Source organism: Paracoccus sp. S1E-3 (genome assembly GCF_013868135.1).
In the GTDB taxonomy this organism is placed as follows: domain Bacteria; phylum Pseudomonadota; class Alphaproteobacteria; order Rhodobacterales; family Rhodobacteraceae; genus Paracoccus.
Genome location: NZ_JACEMU010000015.1, coordinates 42,514 through 57,630 on the forward strand (window position 1 = coordinate 42,514; position 15,117 = coordinate 57,630).

A 15,117-nucleotide genomic window follows, 5' to 3' on the forward strand; every position below is an offset into this window, starting at 1 on the left:
CCCTGCCGCCGAACGCAGCCTGCCCGGTGCAGCGATTCCCACCGGCGCAGGGGGCGGATCATGCTGAACCTGTCCTCATTGCTGGAAGATTCCGCGCGCAATTATCCCGACCGGGACGCGCTGGTGCTGGGGGCGCAGCGGCTCAACTATGGGCAGGTGAACGCGCAGGCGAACCGGGTGGCGAACCTGCTGGTCGCGCGCGGCATCCAGCCCGGCGACCGGGTGGCGCTGAGCTGTCCGAACCTGCCGGCCTTCCCGATCATCTATCACGGCATCCTGAAGGCGGGGGCGGTGGTGGTGCCGATGAACGTGCTGCTGAAAAGCGGCGAGATCGCCTATCACCTGAACGATGCCGCGGCGCGGGCCTATTTCTGCTTCGAAGGCACGCCCGACCTGCCGATGGCCGCCGAGGGGCACGCGGCTTTGACACAGGCGCCCTCGGTCCGTGATTTCTTCGTCGTCACCGCCGACCCGGCCGCGTCCGGGCCCATCGCCGGCGCGGAGACGCTGGCCCAGGCCCTGGCCGCGATGCCCGGCGACTTCGATTCTGTCGTGACCGAGGCCACCGATACGGCGGTCATCCTCTATACCTCGGGAACGACCGGCCAGCCCAAGGGGGCCGAACTGACCCATGCCAATCTGATGATGAACACGCTGGCTGCGAACCGGCTGTTCGGCAATCTGCCGGCGCGCGACACCCATCTGATCTGCCTGCCGCTGTTTCACAGCTTTGGCGCCACCGTGCATCTGCATTGTGGCTTCTCCACTGCTGCCACCCTGCATCTGCTGCCGCGCTTCGATGCCGCGCAGGCGGTGAAGATCATGGAAAGCAACGATATCACCTATTTCGCCGGGGTGCCGACGATGTGGTGGGGGCTGCTGCAGGCGCTCGGCGCGAATGTCGATGTCGGGCGGATCGCGGACAGGCTTCGCCTCGGCATTTCGGGCGGTTCGGCCATGGCGGTGGAGTTGACCCGGCAGATCAGCGCCCGGCTGGGGGTGACAGTGCTGGAGGGCTACGGCCTGTCGGAAACCAGCCCGGTCGCCACCTTCAGCCGACCCGGCGAGCCGCCGCGCGAGGGCTCGATCGGGGTGCCGATCTGGGGCGTCGAGGCCAAGCTGATCGACGCCGACTGGAATGACGTGACCGCGCCGGGTGAGGTGGGCGAAATCGCCATCAAGGGACCCAATGTGATGAAGGGCTATCTGAACCGCCCCGAGGCCACGGCGGCCGTCATCCGGGACGGCTGGTTCCGCACCGGCGATCTGGCGCGGCAGGACGCGGACGGGTATTTCTATGTCATCGACCGCACCAAGGACATGATCATCCGCGGCGGCTTCAACGTCTATCCGCGCGAGATCGAGGAAGTCCTGCTGACTCACCCGGCGATCTCGATGGCCGCGGTGATCGGTGTGCCCCAAGACAGTCATGGCGAGGAGATCAAGGCCTTCATCATCCTGCAGGCGGGCGCCGAGGCGGACCCCGCCGAGATCATCGCCTGGAGCAAGGCGCGGATGGCGGCCTATAAATACCCCCGCATCGTCGAGATCGTCGCCGCCTTGCCGATGACCGCCACCGGCAAGATCCTCAAACGCGAGCTGAAATAGCCGCGCGGAGCTTCTTGTTTCGCGCGCATCGGCGGCGGCGGCGAGGATCGGCAAGACGATGATGGTGGGCGGCTTGTCGTTGCGCGGGCGCAGCAACGCCGAGGTATTGACAACGCACAGCCGCAACTGCGCGGCGGCTGACCGCCGCGCCACGGGCGTTGGAACGTGTCGGGGCGCGGCCTGCACCGGATCGGTGATGATCGGGGCGCCTACGTTACCGGGTAAGGCCAGACCTCCGGGCTTTCGACGGCGCACAGCCGAGCTTACGCACCTGCCGTCCTGTCGGTTCGGCTGCTTGCGGCAGTCGCCAACAGGCTGAGGGCGGGCGGTGGCACTGGGGCGTTTCCTGTTGCGGCTTCCCGTTTGATGGCGTTCCCTTGGTGGAGGAAGGGACGCGCCATGACCAGCATCACCTCTGCCCTAGCCGGGTTTGCCGACCGGCATGCGGGCGCCATCCTCCCATCCACCGCCGCCACATTGGTCGATCAGGCCGGACCGCTCTATAACGTGACCGGCAGCAGCCGGGATCCTGACATCGACGGGCAAAGCTGGAAGCGCCTGCTGATCGTCAGGGGCATTGACGCGGGCGCGCCCTGCTATGTCGCCCGGCCCCCGGCAGGGGGCAGCTCGCATCCGGGCTTTGATCTCGGCGGCCATATGACCCCGGACCCCGGCGGTCGGGCGGCACGGGGCGGAACCAGCTATCTATGCCCCTCTGCGCCGGGCATAACAGCACCGCCATGAACGGCCGACCCTTCACGTTGACCCGGACGAGGATGCTGGAACTGTCGGGCTTCATGCTGGACGATCTGGCGCTGACCTTCGCAGCGCGGATGACCGCCGCGCCCTATGCGCTCATCCACAGGGACGGGAACGCATGGCGCGTCAGCGCCGCGGGCGCCCCGCCGGAGGCGGCGCGAAGTCCCGGCCCGTGCGCGCAGGCTCACCTGCTGCTGCGGCGGAAAGGGACCGGCTTCGTCATCCTTCGCACCCATCTGCCGCCATCGCCGTGACGCCGGCGCGGCGTTATCACCTATCACGGATGCCGAATTTCACTGCGGGTCCTTGACGCTGGCGCTGTCGGGTTCATCATGGGGGCGTAACCCAGCTTTTGAGGCCAGGTCATGACAAAATTCACTGTGAACGGGCGTGAAGTCGATCTGGATATCGACCCCGACACGCCGCTTCTCTGGGCATTGCGCGACGAATTGCGCCTGACGGGCACCAAGTTCGGCTGCGGGGTCGCACAATGCGGCGCCTGCACCGTGATGCTTGACGGGATGCCGCGCCGGTCCTGCGTTACCCCCATCTCGATGGTCGAGGGCAGCGAGGTCACCACCATCGAAGGCATGGAGGGTCCCGAGATCGCCGCTGTCCAGGCGGCATGGGAAGCGATCGACGTGCCGCAATGCGGCTGGTGTCAGTCGGGCCAGATCATGTCGGCGACCGCGTTGCTGCAGCAGGTGTCCAGCCCGACGGACGGGGATATCAACAACGCCATGGCCGGAAATGTCTGCCGCTGCGCCACCTATGTGCGCATCCGGCAGGCGATCCATGACGCCGCGAAAACGCTGGAGGGCTAGGCCATGACCGCAATCGAAACCTCTCGGCGGGGCTTTCTGGCCGGCGGGGCCGGGCTGATGCTGGGCCTGATGCTGCCTTTGGGCCGGGCGCGCGCGCAGACCGCTGCCGCTGCCGCCGCCCCGTTCGCCCCCAATGCCTTCATCCGCATCGGCACCGATGATCTGGTCACGGTGATGATCAAACATCTGGAGATGGGGCAGGGTCCGTATACCGGCCTTTCGACGCTGGTGGCCGAGGAACTGGACGCCGACTGGGCGCAGATGCGCGCCATGGGCGCGCCTGCCGATAACGCGCTTTACGCCAATCTGTTTTTCGGGATGCAGGGCACCGGTGGGTCGACCGCGATCGCCAACAGCTTCATGCAGATGCGCAAGGCAGGCGCCGCCGCGCGCGCCATGCTGGTCGCCGCCGCCGCCGAGGAATGGGGCGTGCCCGCGTCTGAAATCACCGTAAAGGCCGGAGTGGTGTCGCATGCGGCCTCGGGCAAGTCCTCGGGCTTCGGGGCGCTGACCGAGGCCGCCGCGCGGCAGCCGGTTCCCGCCGACCCGCCGGTGAAAGACCCGAAGGATTTCGTGCTGATCGGATCGGACCGGCCCAAACTGGACACGGTCGCCAAATCGACCGGCGCCGCGGTCTTCACCATGGATGTCTATCGCGACGGCATGCTGACCGTGGTTGTCGCCCACCCGCCGAAATTCGGCGCCACTGTCGCCAGCTTTGACGATAAGGGGGCCCTGGCGGTCAAAGGGGTCGAGATGATTCGCCAGATCCCCTCGGGCGTGGCGGTCTATGCGACCAATACCTATGCCGCGCTGAAGGGCCGCGACGCGCTTGCAGTCACCTGGGACGAAGCCGGCGCCGAAACCCGCAGTTCGGACGAAATGTTCGACGCCTATGCCAGGGCCGTGGCCGAAGGCGGTGTCACGGTCGAGGAGGAGGGCGATCTGTCGGCCCTCGCCAATGCCGCGCAGGTGCTGGAGGCAGAATACCGCTTCCCCTATCTGGCCCACGCCCCGCTGGAGCCGCTGGATGCGGTGATCGAGCTGAAGGAAGGCAAGGCCGAGATGTGGTTCGGCAGCCAGTTCCCCGGCCTCGACCAGCCCACCGCCGCCGCCATTCTGGGGGTGCCGGTGACGATCAACGTGCTGCTGGCAGGCGGATCTTTCGGGCGGCGCGCGCAGGCGAGCGCCCATATCGCCGCCGAGGCCGCCGAAATCGCCAAGGCCGCAGGCCGCGACGGCGCCTTCAAACTGGTCTGGACCCGCGAGGACGATCTGAAGGGCGGCTATTACCGCCCGATGAGCCTGCACAAGCTGCGGGCCGGGCTGGACGCGGAGGGGAATATCGTCGGCTGGGAGAACATCGTCGCCAACCAGTCGATCCTGGCCGGCGGCCCGATGGAGGCGATGCTGAAAGGCGGCCCGGACACGACCTCGTTCGAGGGGTCGAGCGGGTTGCCTTACCGCTTCGGCGCGCGCCGGATCGGCTGGGCGAAGATGGAAAACCCGGTCTCGGTGCTGTGGTGGCGCTCGGTCGGGCATACGCATACGGGCTATGCCGCCGAAACCTTCCTCGACGAGGTGCTGGCCGCGGCGGGCAAGGATCCCGTGCAGGGCCGGCTGGACCTGCTGCCGCCCGAGGCCCTGCGCGAGCGCGGGGTGATCGAAAAGGTCGCCGAGATCTCGGGCTGGACCGGCCCCACGCGCGACGGCAAGGGTTACGGGATCGCCTATGTGAAAAGCTTCGGCACCTACGTGGCCGAAGTGGTCGAGGTCGAGGACCGCAACGGGCTGCCCCATGTCACTCGCGTCTGGTGCGCGGTCGATTGCGGCATTCCGGTCAATCCCAACGTGATCCGCGCGCAGATGGAGGGCGGCATCGGCTTTGCCCTTGGCACGGCGCTGCACGACGCCATCACGCTGGCGCCCGGCGGCGAGGTCCAGCAATCGAATTTCGACACCTATCCGATGCTGCGCATCGCCGAGATGCCGGCCGTCGAAGTGGCGATCATCCCGAGCGGCGCCGATCCGACCGGGGTGGGCGAGCCGGGCGTGCCGCCGCTGGCGCCCGCGCTTGGCAATGCCTGGCGCGCCTTGACCGGCAACAAGCAATATCAGCTGCCCTTTGGTGGAGCCATCGCATGAAGCATCTGCCCCTTCTGTGTATCGCAGCGCTGATGGCTGCTCGTCCGGTATTGGCGCAAGACACTCTGTCCGGGCCTGATGCGTTCGAAAACATTGCCGATGAATCACAGCGTTCGGCAGCAATGTTCACCGAGATTGGCAAGGTGCTGACGAATCCGCGCTGCCTCAACTGTCACCCGGTCGGGAACAGCCCGACGCAGGGTGACGACATGCACCCGCACTCGCCGCCGGTGGTGCGCGGCGATGCCGATTTCGGTGCGCCGGGCATGACCTGCAACACCTGTCACGGGCCGCAGAACGTCACCCTGACCTCGGGTGAAGGCAGCATTCCGGGGCATGAGCCGTGGTCGCTGGCCCCCGTCTCGATGGGCTGGGTTGGCAAGTCGCTGGCCGAAATCTGCACCCAGATCAAGGACCCCGAGCGTAATGGCGGCCGCGACCTCGAAGCCATTTACGAACATATGGCGACGGATGGTCTGGTCGGCTGGGGCTGGGATCCGGGCGCGGGTCGCAGCCCGGCGCCGGGCTCGCAGGACGTGCTGGGTCAGTTGACCCGCGCATGGATCGACACCGGCGCGGTCTGTCCGGGCTGAGGGGATGAGCCGCCCGACGCCTGACCTGTCCTGTCCCGACAGCGCGGCCCGCGTGGTCAGCCTGTGCGAGAGCGAATTGCCGCTCGGCCCGTTGCTGGCGGCCGACCGGGCCGCGCTGGCGCTGATCATCGGGGTGGAGGGGCCGTCCTATCGTCCCCTCGGCGCGGGCATGGCGATCCGTGCCACCGGCGAAAGCTGGGGCAGTCTGTCCTCGGGCTGTATCGAACGGGATGTGGTGATCCATGCCCGCGCGGCGCTGGCGGACGGGCAGGTGCGGGCGCTGCGCTATGGCGCGGGCTCGCCCTTCCGCGATCTGGTGTTGCCTTGCGGCGGCGGCCTGGACATCCTGATCCTGCCCGCGCCGGACCGGCGGGCGCTGGCGCAGGCGCAGGCCAGCCTGCAGGCGCGGCGCCCGGCAATGCTGCAACTGGGGCCGCTGGTGTTGAACCTCCAGCCGCAATTGCGGGTGTTGGCCTTCGGCAAGGGCCCCGAACTGCGGGTCTTCTCGGCGCTCGCCGCGGCGGCCGGCTATCCGGTCGAAAGCTTTTCGCCGGATCCCGAGACACTGGCGGGGCTTGAACGCGCGCGGCTTCTGTCGGGCAAGGATTGGCCTGCGGGACTGACGGCCGATGCGCGCACGGCGGTGACGCTGTTCTTCCACGATCACGACTGGGAGCCGGGATTGTTGCAGGCCGCGCTCGATTCGCCGGCGCTCTATGTCGGCGCGCAGGGCAGCCTGCGCGCCCACCGCGCCCGCTGTGCCGACCTGCTGGCGCTGGGGGTCCCGCCCGAGGCGACGGCGCGATTGGCGGCGCCCTTCGGGCTGATCCCCTCAGTTCGCGATCCGCGCATGCTGGCAGCCTCGGTGCTGGCGCAGGTGCTGGAGGCGGCGCGGCTCTCCTGACACCCATTTGCGGCGGCCGGCGCGTGGTGGCTCTGCGGTTGTGGCGGCGTCAGGACCGGCGGATGAAATCCCGCACGGCGCCCTCGGTCGGCATCGGGGCCACGGCGCCAACGCCGGTCGTGGACAGCGCGGCGGCGGCATTGGCGAAGCGCGCCGCCTCCAGCGGGGGATCGCCCGCCAGCAGGCGCGCGAGGAAGGCGCCATCGAAGGTATCGCCCGCGCCCGTCGCATCCACGGCCTGCACCACCCGGCCCGGCACCGGGTCGCGGCTGTCGGGGGTGGCCAGGATCGCCCCCTCCTTGCCCATTTTCAGCAGCACCAGCCGGGCGCCCGCCGACAGGTAATGATCGATGATCGCATCGGGATCGGTCAGGCCGGTCAAGGCCTCGGCATCCTCCATGCCGGGCAGCAGGATGTCGCATTGCGGCACGGTCGCGGCGCTGATGGCGCGCGCACGCGCCAGCGGCCACAGCTTCAGCCGCAGATTGGTGTCGTAGGAGACCTGCACCCCGGCCCGGCGCGCAATCTCGATCGCCGCGAAGACAGTATCACAGGCCGAGGCGCTGATCGCCTGGCTGATGCCCGAGACATGCAGGATCCGTGCCCCGGCGATGTAATCGGCAGGAAGGTCCTCGGGGCGCATCCGGCTGGCGGCGGAACCCGAACGCAGATAGCTGAAGCTGTGGCCTTGCGGGCCGTGGGCGACGAAATAGATCCCGGTATGGGCGGCCGGGTTGCGGATGACACGGCTGGCATCGACGCCCTCTGCCTGCCAGAGGCGCATCAGCTCGTCCCCGAAGTCATCGGCGCCGAGCGCGGTCAGATAGCCGACCTTCGCGCCCAGCCGCGCGGCGGCAATGGCGCTGTTCGAGGTGTCGCCCCCGTGCCCCAGCCGCCAGTTGCCGGCCCCTCCGTCCGAGAGTTGGTTGAATTCGATCATCGGCTCGCCCAGGGCGATGAGGTCAGGTTGCATCAGGTCCGTCCATATTTCGCCAGCCCCCTCCGCGCAGCGATCCGCTGGCGGCAATCGATCTGGCCTGTTCCCCAGCACGTTGGTCGATTTTCCGCGCCAAGGCCAGCCCAAGGCGGCCTGCTCATCGGTGCAGGGCGACCATGGCGTCGATATAGCGCGGGCTGATGTCGCCGGGATGAACAGTGAGACGGTCGTTACGCGCCGCTTGGTTATTGTGATGGCCTTGTGACGGCGCGGCATCGTTTCAGGCGACGCCGAACGGGCGAGCGCCGCGAAATCATGGTTGCGCCGTCCGCGGTGGCCGCAGACAAATGGCGGCCGCGGCTCAGCCCCCGGCTACTTCACCGCACATCCGCACCTCGGTGCCCCAGCCGGCGCAGCGGTCCATCAGTGGCGTGGGCAGGGGCAGGTCGGTGAAGACCGTGTGGATATCGGACAGGCTGGCGATGCGTGCCGGGGCCGAGCGACCGAGCTTGGAATGATCCGTGACCAGAAAGGACTGCCGCGCCTGGCGCAGGATGGCGCGGCTGACCCGCACTTCGGCCAGATCGTAATCCAGCAGATCGCCGTCCAGATCCAGCGCCGAGGTGCCGATCACCGCGTAATCGACCTTGAACTGTTCGATGAACTGGGTCGCCAATTCCCCCACGAGGCCGCCGTCGGATCGGCGCAGCGCGCCGCCGGCCACCATGATCTCGCAGCCCGGATTGGCGGCAAGGATATTGGCCACGTTCATGTTGTTGGTGATGACGGTGATGTTGGAATGCTGCAGGAGCGCCTGCGCCACGGCCTCGGTCGTGGTGCCGATGTTCAGGATCAGGCTGGAATTGTCGGGAATCGCCGCAGCACAGGCCACGCCGATGGCGGTCTTGGCGTCGGAATGAAGCCGCCGCCGGGCCTCGTAACCCAGGTTGACCATCCCCATGCGCGGCACCGCCCCGCCATGAACGCGGTCCAGCAGCCCCGCCTCGGCCAGATCGCCGAGGTCGCGGCGAATGGTCTGCAGCGTCACCTCGAATCGCTGGGCCAGATCGTCGACCAGCACGCGGCCCTCGGCGCGGGCCAGTTCGACGATTTCATTCTGCCGGATGCTCAGCGCCATGGTTCCTCCGTCTGTCCTGATGCTGAGGGTGACCCAAGGAAAACGCGCATTCAAGGGGCTATTCATGCTGCAATTGCAGCATATCCCCTTCGCTTGGTGCTTTTTATTGGGAAAAGAATGTTCGCTTTTGTCAAAAACGAACATGAACGAATAATTTTTCTTGACCGGATAGGCGAAAGCTTTACTGCTGAGGGCAACAAAAACGCGAGCCTATCGCGTGAGGAGGAAACGTGCCTGCGACCGCATCATCAGCACCGGCCGATCTGTTCATCATCGGCGGCGGGATCAACGGCTGCGGCGTTGCCCGCGACGCCGTCGGGCGCGGCCTTTCGGTGACGCTGGCCGAGCAGGGCGATCTGGCGCAGGGCACCTCATCAGCCTCGACCAAGCTGTTTCACGGCGGCCTGCGCTATCTGGAATATTTCGAGTTCCGGCTGGTCCGCGAAGCGCTGGAAGAACGCGAGACGCTGCTGACCGCCATGCCGCATATCAGCTGGCCGATGCGTTTCGTGCTGCCCTATTCGGCCGACATGCGCTTCGAAAGCGATACGCCGACCTCGCGCCTGCTGGGGATGGTGATGCCGTGGATGAAGGGGCGCCGCCCGGCCTGGCTGATCCGGCTGGGGTTGTTTCTGTATGACAATCTGGGCGGGCGGAAGATCCTGCCGGGCACCGCCAGGCTGGACCTGAAGACCGATCCGGCCGGGCGGCCGCTGAAGCCGGGCTTCGGGCTGGCCTATGAATACAGCGATTGCTGGGTGCAGGATTCGCGTCTGGTGGTGCTGAACGCCCGCGATGCCGAGGCGCGGGGCGCCCGGATCATGACCCGGACCCGCGTCACCGCCGCCCATCGCGAAGGTGATCTGTGGAGGGTCGAGGTCGAGGGCCCGGACGGCCCCGCCACCCATTACGCCCGCGCATTGGTGAATGCCGGCGGCCCCTGGGTCGAGGACGTGATCCGCAACGTCACCCATATCCAGTCCAGCGAAGGGGTGCGGCTGGTGCGCGGCAGCCATATCGTGGTGCCGAAGCTTTATGATCACGACCGCTGCTATTTCTTTCAGGGTTCGGACGGAAGGATCATCTTTGCAATCCCTTACGAGCAGGACTTCACCCTGATCGGAACCACCGACAAGGACCATCACGGGCGCCCCGATCAGGTCCATTGCACCGATGAGGAGCGCGATTACCTCTGCGCCTTTGCCAGTCAGTATTTCGCCCGGCCGGTGACGGCCGCCGATGTCGTCTGGACCTATTCCGGGGTCAGGCCGCTGTATAATGACGGGGCGAAATCGGCCACGGCGGCGACGCGGGACTATGTGCTCAGCGTCGATGACAAGGGCGCGCCGCTGCTGAACGTCTTTGGCGGCAAGATCACCACCTATCGGCGGCTGGCCGAAAGCGCGCTGGAAAAGCTGAAGCCGTGGTTCCCGCAGGCCACGGGCGACTGGACCGCGCGGGTGCCGCTGCCGGGCGGCGATTTCCCGGTCGACGGCGTGGAGGCGCTGACGGAAAACCTGCTGACCGCCTATCCGTTCCTGACCGTGGATTGGGCGAGACGACTGATCCGCACCTATGGGACCGAGGCGTTCGACCTGCTGGGCGCGGCGCGCAGCGGCGCTGATCTTGGGCCGGATTTCGGCGCGACCCTGACCGGGGCCGAAATCGACTGGCTGATCGCCCGCGAATACGCGCATGCTGCTGATGATATCCTGTGGCGGCGCACCAAGCTGGGGCTGCACATGACCCCCGAACAGGTGGCCGCCATGGACGATTATGTGCGGCAGGCCCGGATGGCCGCCGCCGCGCAATAAGGCGCGATGCCGCCCGAGAGAGAGCAGGCGCGCGCGACAGGAAAAGGGGAGGCCGAATGGCGCTGGAATTGCAGGGCGTGTCACGCGCGGTGGGGGGCAGGGTGCATATCCATCCCACCAGCCTGACATTGCAAAAGGGGACGATGAACGTGCTGCTGGGGCCGACCTCGGCGGGCAAGACCAGCCTGATGCGGCTGATGGCGGGGCTGGATCAGCCCACAGCCGGGCGCATCCTGTGGAACGGTCAGGACGTCACCGGCCAGCGGGTGCAGGACCGGGGCGTGGCCATGGTCTATCAGCAGTTCATCAACTATCCGGGCCTGACGGTTTACGAAAACATCGCGTCGCCCTTGCGCATCCTCGGCCGCCCGCAGGACGAGATCGACCGCGCGGTGCGCGAAACGGCCGAGATGCTGCGCCTGACGCCGATGCTGAGCCGCAAGCCGCTGGAGCTTTCGGGCGGCCAGCAGCAGCGCTGCGCGCTGGCGCGAGCCTTGGTGAAGGGTGCGGGGCTTGTCCTGCTGGACGAGCCGCTGGCCAATCTCGACTACAAGCTGCGCGAGGAGCTTCGCGTGGAAATTCCAAGGATTTTCGAAGCTTCCGGCGCGATCTTCGTCTATGCAACCACTGAGCCCGAGGAGGCCCTGCTTCTCGGCGGTCAGACCGCGACGCTGTGGGAGGGCCGGGTGACGCAGTTCGGCCCGACACCGCAGGTCTATCGCCAGCCGCAGGACGCCACCACGGCGCGGGTGTTCAGCGATCCGCCGATGAATTTCATGGCGGCCGAAAAGCAGGGCGCCCGGATGGTGCTGGGCGGCACGCCGGTCGCGGGTTTCGCCGATCTCTCCGATGGCCGCTATCAGGCCGGGTTCCGCGCCAATCACCTGCATCTGTCGGAGCACAGCGCGGCGGCGATACCCTTCGACTGCACGCTGGCCGTGACCGAGATCACCGGGTCCGAGACCTTCATCCATGTCGATCACGCCGGCGACCGCTGGGTCGGGCTGGTCGAGGGCGTCCACGCCCTGCAACCGGGGCAGCCGCTGACCGTCTGGCTGGACCCGGCCCATGTCTATCTGTTCGACGCCGAAGGCCGGCTTGCCGCGCCCGCGTCCTATGCAATGGCGGCCTGAGGCGCATGGCACAGATCACGCTGAAAAACCTTGCCCACAGCTACAATCCGCATCCCGCGTCGGAGCAGGATTACGCGCTGAAGGAAATCGACCATGTCTGGCAGGACGGCGGCGCCTATGCGCTGCTGGGCGCCTCGGGCAGCGGCAAGACCACGCTGCTGAACATCATCTCGGGGCTTTTGCGGCCCAGCCATGGCCGGGTGCTGTTCGGCGACCGCGACGTGACCGATGCGCCGACGGCGGAGCGTAACATCGCCCAGGTCTTCCAGTTCCCGGTCGTCTACGACACCATGACCGTGCGCGACAACCTTGCCTTCCCGCTGCGCAATCGCGGCATGGATGCGGGTTACATCAAGGCCCGCGTCGATCAGATCGCGGCCATGATCGGCATGGAGGGGATGCTGTCGCGCAAGGCGCAGGGACTGACGGCGGATGCCAAGCAGAAGATCAGCCTCGGCCGCGGCATGGTCCGCGAGGATGTGAATGCGATCCTGTTCGACGAGCCGCTGACCGTCATCGACCCGCATATGAAATGGGAATTGCGCACCCAGCTGAAGCAGCTGCACCGCGAATTCGGCCATACCATGATCTATGTCACCCATGATCAGACCGAGGCGCTGACCTTCGCCCAGAAAGTCGTGGTGATGCATGACGGGCGCGTCGTCCAGATGGGCACGCCCGAGGAACTGTTCGAGACCCCCGCCCATACCTTCGTGGGCTATTTCATCGGGTCGCCGGGGATGAATTTTCTCGATGCCGAGGTGCAGGGAAACCGCGCCGTTCTGCCCGGCGGCGAAAGCGTCGATCTGGGGGCGCACTACGCCCCCGCTTCCGGCAGGGTGCAGATCGGCATCCGGCCCGAATATGCCCGCCTCAGCGCCGATCAGGGGCTGCCTTTGACCATCAGCCGCGTCGAGGATGCGGGCCGGCACCGGCTTCTGCGCGGCGCGGTTCTGGGCAAGCCCCTGAACATCGTGCTGGCCGAAGGCGAAGCCGTCGAGGGCCGCAGCCGCGTCCTGTTCCGGCCCGAAAAGATCAATGTCTATGCCGATGACTGGCGCGTCGCGCCCGAGGAGAGGGCCGCCTGATGGAAAAGACCCAGAACAACAGGGCGTGGTTCCTTGTCCTGCCGGTGCTGGTGATCGTGGCCTTTTCCGCCGTGATCCCGCTGATGACGGTGGTGAACTATTCCTTCAACGACACCTTCGGGAATAACGAATTCTTCTGGGCCGGTCTCGAATGGTTCGACGAGATGGTCCATTCCGACCGCCTGCATGCCGCACTTGGCCGGCAGATCCTGTTCTCGGCCATCATCCTCGCCATCGAGGTGCCGCTGGGGATTTTCGTCGCCCTGAACATGCCGAAGAAGGGCTTCTGGTCCAGCTTCGTGCTGGTGGTGATGTCGCTGCCGCTGCTGATCCCCTTCAACGTCGTCGGCACCATCTGGCAGATCTTCGGGCGCACCGATATCGGGCTTCTGGGCCATACGCTGGCCGCGCTCGGCTTCGACTATAACTATACCGCCGATGTGCTGGACGCCTGGGTCACGGTCATCGTGATGGATGTCTGGCACTGGACCTCGCTGGTGGCACTGCTGTGTTATGCGGGTCTGCAATCCATCCCCCAGGCCTATTATCAGGCGGCGAAGATCGATCAGGCCAGCCGTTGGGCCGTCTTCCGCTATATCGAACTGCCGAAGATGTCGGGCGTGCTGCTGATCGCCGTGCTGCTGCGCTTCATGGACAGCTTCATGATCTATACCGAGCCTTTCGTCGTCACCGGCGGCGGTCCCGGCAATGCCACCACCTTCCTGTCCATCGATCTGGTGAAGATGGCGGTGGGGCAGTTCGATCTCGGCCCGGCGGCGGCGTTCAGCCTGATGTATTTCCTTGTCATCCTGCTGGTCTCCTGGGTTTTCTACACGGTGATGACGAATATGGACCGTTCGGCATCGGACATCCCGGAGGAACTGTGATGCGCATCAAGACCTCTGCCGTGGTGATGGCGCTGTATCTGCTGTTCCTGATGGTGCCGATCTACTGGCTGGTGAACATGAGCTTCAAGACCAATGCCGAGATCACCGGCGCCTTCACCCTGTTCCCGCAGAACCTGACCCTGCGGAACTACCGGATCATCCTGACCGATCCGAGCTGGTATATGGGTTACGTCAACTCGATCATCTATGTGGTGATGAACACGGTGATTTCCATCACCGTGGCGCTGCCGGCGGCCTATGCCTTCTCGCGCTATAATTTCGTCGGCGACAAGCATCTCTTCTTCTGGCTGCTGACCAACCGGATGGCGCCGCCTGCGGTCTTCGCGCTGCCCTTCTTCCAGCTTTATTCCTCGATCGGGCTGTTCGACACCCATATTGCTGTGGCGTTGGCGCATTGCCTGTTCAACGTGCCGCTGGCGGTGTGGATTCTGGAAGGCTTCATGCGCGGCGTGCCCAAAGAAATCGACGAGACGGCCTATATCGACGGCTATTCCTTCCCGCGCTTCTTCGTGAAGATCTTCATGCCGCTGATCGCGAGCGGCATCGGCGTCGCCGCCTTCTTCTGCTTCATGTTCAGCTGGGTGGAACTGCTGCTGTCGCGCACCCTGACATCGGTGAACGCCAAACCCATCGCCGCGACCATGACCCGCACGGTCAGTGCCTCGGGCATGGACTGGGGCGTGCTGGCGGCGGCGGGCGTCCTGACCATCATTCCGGGGGCCTTGGTCATCTGGTTTGTTCGCAACTACATCGCCAAGGGCTTCGCCCTGGGGAGGGTGTGATGACTGACACCGCAATCACCGCCCGCCGCACCAACTGGCCGGCGATCTATGCCGCCGCCATTCTCGTGCTTGGCGCCGCCCTCGGCTTTCTGATCTGGGTCACCCCGATGACCGAGGACGGCGCGAAAGCCTGGACCGATCCGATGATCCCCGGCGGCTGGATGGCCTGGACCTTCCCGGTGGCGCTGTTCTTCTGGATCATCGCCAGCCTGCTGGTGCTGTTCACCATCCTCGCCATCCGCTTCCCGGAAACCCCGCGCCGGGGCATCCTGCGGATTGACACCACGCGCGGGGACCGGCTGTTCATCTCGCTTCTCGGCTCGGCCTTCATCTGTCTCGGCTGGCTGTTCTTCTTCGGCGCCCCGGTCTGGTGGGGCCTCGGACTGTGTTTCGTCTATGCCGCGGCGGTGTTCCGCTGGGTGTGACGGCCTGACATTTCCGGGGGCGGGCGCCCGGCCCCGGACCGATAACCAAGTCTCAACGG

At 66.3% G+C, this 15,117-nt stretch carries 15 protein-coding genes; 13 read left to right on the plus strand and 2 right to left on the minus strand.

Features of this window, described 5'->3' with window-relative positions; genetic code table 11:
- The first annotated feature begins 60 nt into the window (after positions 1-60).
- The 7 genes from H1S04_RS13685 to H1S04_RS13715 all read left to right on the plus strand — a co-directional run bounded on the left by H1S04_RS13685 (position 61) and on the right by H1S04_RS13715 (position 6,833).
- Positions 61-1,608, plus strand: a complete 1,548-nt coding sequence (locus H1S04_RS13685) for a long-chain fatty acid--CoA ligase (RefSeq protein ID WP_181746095.1) — start codon at positions 61-63, stop codon at positions 1,606-1,608.
- A 399-nt stretch (positions 1,609-2,007) separates the two neighbouring features.
- Entirely contained in the window at positions 2,008-2,352 is a 345-nt protein-coding gene (locus H1S04_RS13690) for a hypothetical protein (RefSeq protein ID WP_181746096.1), read from the plus strand.
- A complete protein-coding gene (locus H1S04_RS13695; RefSeq protein WP_181746097.1) occupies positions 2,349-2,621 on the plus strand; it encodes a hypothetical protein in 273 nt (90 codons plus the stop codon). The genes H1S04_RS13690 and H1S04_RS13695 overlap by 4 nt, the downstream gene beginning before the upstream one ends.
- 111 nt (positions 2,622-2,732) lie before the next feature.
- Positions 2,733-3,191: a (2Fe-2S)-binding protein gene (locus H1S04_RS13700; RefSeq protein WP_181746098.1), complete on the plus strand. Its 459-nt coding sequence runs from the start codon at positions 2,733-2,735 to the stop codon at positions 3,189-3,191.
- 3 nt (positions 3,192-3,194) lie between these two features.
- Positions 3,195-5,336 (plus strand): xanthine dehydrogenase family protein molybdopterin-binding subunit, encoded by a 2,142-nt coding sequence (locus tag H1S04_RS13705; protein WP_181746099.1) that lies wholly within the window; start codon positions 3,195-3,197, stop codon positions 5,334-5,336.
- Positions 5,333-5,929: an Isoquinoline 1-oxidoreductase subunit gene (locus tag H1S04_RS13710; RefSeq protein ID WP_181746100.1), complete on the plus strand. Its 597-nt coding sequence runs from the start codon at positions 5,333-5,335 to the stop codon at positions 5,927-5,929. Before H1S04_RS13705 ends, H1S04_RS13710 begins: the two co-directional genes overlap by 4 nt.
- Positions 5,930-5,933: 4 nt before the next feature.
- Entirely contained in the window at positions 5,934-6,833 is a 900-nt protein-coding gene (locus H1S04_RS13715; protein ID WP_181746101.1) for an XdhC family protein, read from the plus strand.
- A gap of 49 nt (positions 6,834-6,882) precedes the next feature.
- Here H1S04_RS13715 and H1S04_RS13720 read toward each other — a convergent pair whose 3' ends face one another.
- Positions 6,883-7,806 (minus strand): sugar kinase, encoded by a 924-nt coding sequence (locus H1S04_RS13720; protein ID WP_181746102.1) that lies wholly within the window; start codon positions 7,804-7,806, stop codon positions 6,883-6,885.
- Positions 7,807-8,131: 325 nt separating this feature from the next.
- Positions 8,132-8,908 (minus strand): DeoR/GlpR family DNA-binding transcription regulator, encoded by a 777-nt coding sequence (locus H1S04_RS13725; RefSeq protein WP_181746103.1) that lies wholly within the window; start codon positions 8,906-8,908, stop codon positions 8,132-8,134.
- Positions 8,909-9,138: 230 nt separating this feature from the next.
- On the opposite strand from H1S04_RS13725, the gene glpD reads away from it, so the two are divergent.
- From glpD to H1S04_RS13755, 6 genes are read left to right on the plus strand one after another with little or no spacing between them, the layout of a single operon-like run.
- Positions 9,139-10,722, plus strand: a complete 1,584-nt coding sequence (gene glpD, locus H1S04_RS13730) for a glycerol-3-phosphate dehydrogenase (RefSeq protein ID WP_181746104.1) — start codon at positions 9,139-9,141, stop codon at positions 10,720-10,722.
- Between the two features lie 56 nt (positions 10,723-10,778).
- Positions 10,779-11,855 (plus strand): ABC transporter ATP-binding protein, encoded by a 1,077-nt coding sequence (locus H1S04_RS13735; RefSeq protein WP_181746105.1) that lies wholly within the window; start codon positions 10,779-10,781, stop codon positions 11,853-11,855.
- A 5-nt stretch (positions 11,856-11,860) separates the two neighbouring features.
- Positions 11,861-12,943, plus strand: coding sequence for an ABC transporter ATP-binding protein (locus tag H1S04_RS13740; protein ID WP_181746106.1), 1,083 nt, complete (start codon positions 11,861-11,863; stop codon positions 12,941-12,943).
- A complete protein-coding gene (locus H1S04_RS13745) occupies positions 12,943-13,830 on the plus strand; it encodes a carbohydrate ABC transporter permease (RefSeq protein WP_181746107.1) in 888 nt (295 codons plus the stop codon). The genes H1S04_RS13740 and H1S04_RS13745 overlap by 1 nt, the downstream gene beginning before the upstream one ends.
- Entirely contained in the window at positions 13,830-14,633 is an 804-nt protein-coding gene (locus tag H1S04_RS13750; protein WP_181746108.1) for a carbohydrate ABC transporter permease, read from the plus strand. Before H1S04_RS13745 ends, H1S04_RS13750 begins: the two co-directional genes overlap by 1 nt.
- On the plus strand, positions 14,633-15,058 hold the full coding sequence (locus H1S04_RS13755) for a DUF2160 domain-containing protein (RefSeq protein WP_181746109.1): 426 nt from the start codon (positions 14,633-14,635) through the stop codon (positions 15,056-15,058). Before H1S04_RS13750 ends, H1S04_RS13755 begins: the two co-directional genes overlap by 1 nt.
- Positions 15,059-15,117 lie beyond the last annotated feature (59 nt).

Coding starts and splice junctions, on each gene's coding strand:
- H1S04_RS13685 (WP_181746095.1), top strand. CDS start 61: ATGCTGAACCTGTCCTCATTGCTGGAAGATTCCGCGCGCAATTATCCC.
- H1S04_RS13690 (WP_181746096.1), top strand. CDS start 2,008: ATGACCAGCATCACCTCTGCCCTAGCCGGGTTTGCCGACCGGCATGCG.
- H1S04_RS13695 (WP_181746097.1), top strand. CDS start 2,349: ATGAACGGCCGACCCTTCACGTTGACCCGGACGAGGATGCTGGAACTG.
- H1S04_RS13700 (WP_181746098.1), top strand. CDS start 2,733: ATGACAAAATTCACTGTGAACGGGCGTGAAGTCGATCTGGATATCGAC.
- H1S04_RS13705 (WP_181746099.1), top strand. CDS start 3,195: ATGACCGCAATCGAAACCTCTCGGCGGGGCTTTCTGGCCGGCGGGGCC.
- H1S04_RS13710 (WP_181746100.1), top strand. CDS start 5,333: ATGAAGCATCTGCCCCTTCTGTGTATCGCAGCGCTGATGGCTGCTCGT.
- H1S04_RS13715 (WP_181746101.1), top strand. CDS start 5,934: ATGAGCCGCCCGACGCCTGACCTGTCCTGTCCCGACAGCGCGGCCCGC.
- H1S04_RS13720 (WP_181746102.1), bottom strand. CDS start 7,806: ATGCAACCTGACCTCATCGCCCTGGGCGAGCCGATGATCGAATTCAAC.
- H1S04_RS13725 (WP_181746103.1), bottom strand. CDS start 8,908: ATGGCGCTGAGCATCCGGCAGAATGAAATCGTCGAACTGGCCCGCGCC.
- H1S04_RS13735 (WP_181746105.1), top strand. CDS start 10,779: ATGGCGCTGGAATTGCAGGGCGTGTCACGCGCGGTGGGGGGCAGGGTG.
- H1S04_RS13740 (WP_181746106.1), top strand. CDS start 11,861: ATGGCACAGATCACGCTGAAAAACCTTGCCCACAGCTACAATCCGCAT.
- H1S04_RS13745 (WP_181746107.1), top strand. CDS start 12,943: ATGGAAAAGACCCAGAACAACAGGGCGTGGTTCCTTGTCCTGCCGGTG.
- H1S04_RS13750 (WP_181746108.1), top strand. CDS start 13,830: ATGCGCATCAAGACCTCTGCCGTGGTGATGGCGCTGTATCTGCTGTTC.
- H1S04_RS13755 (WP_181746109.1), top strand. CDS start 14,633: ATGACTGACACCGCAATCACCGCCCGCCGCACCAACTGGCCGGCGATC.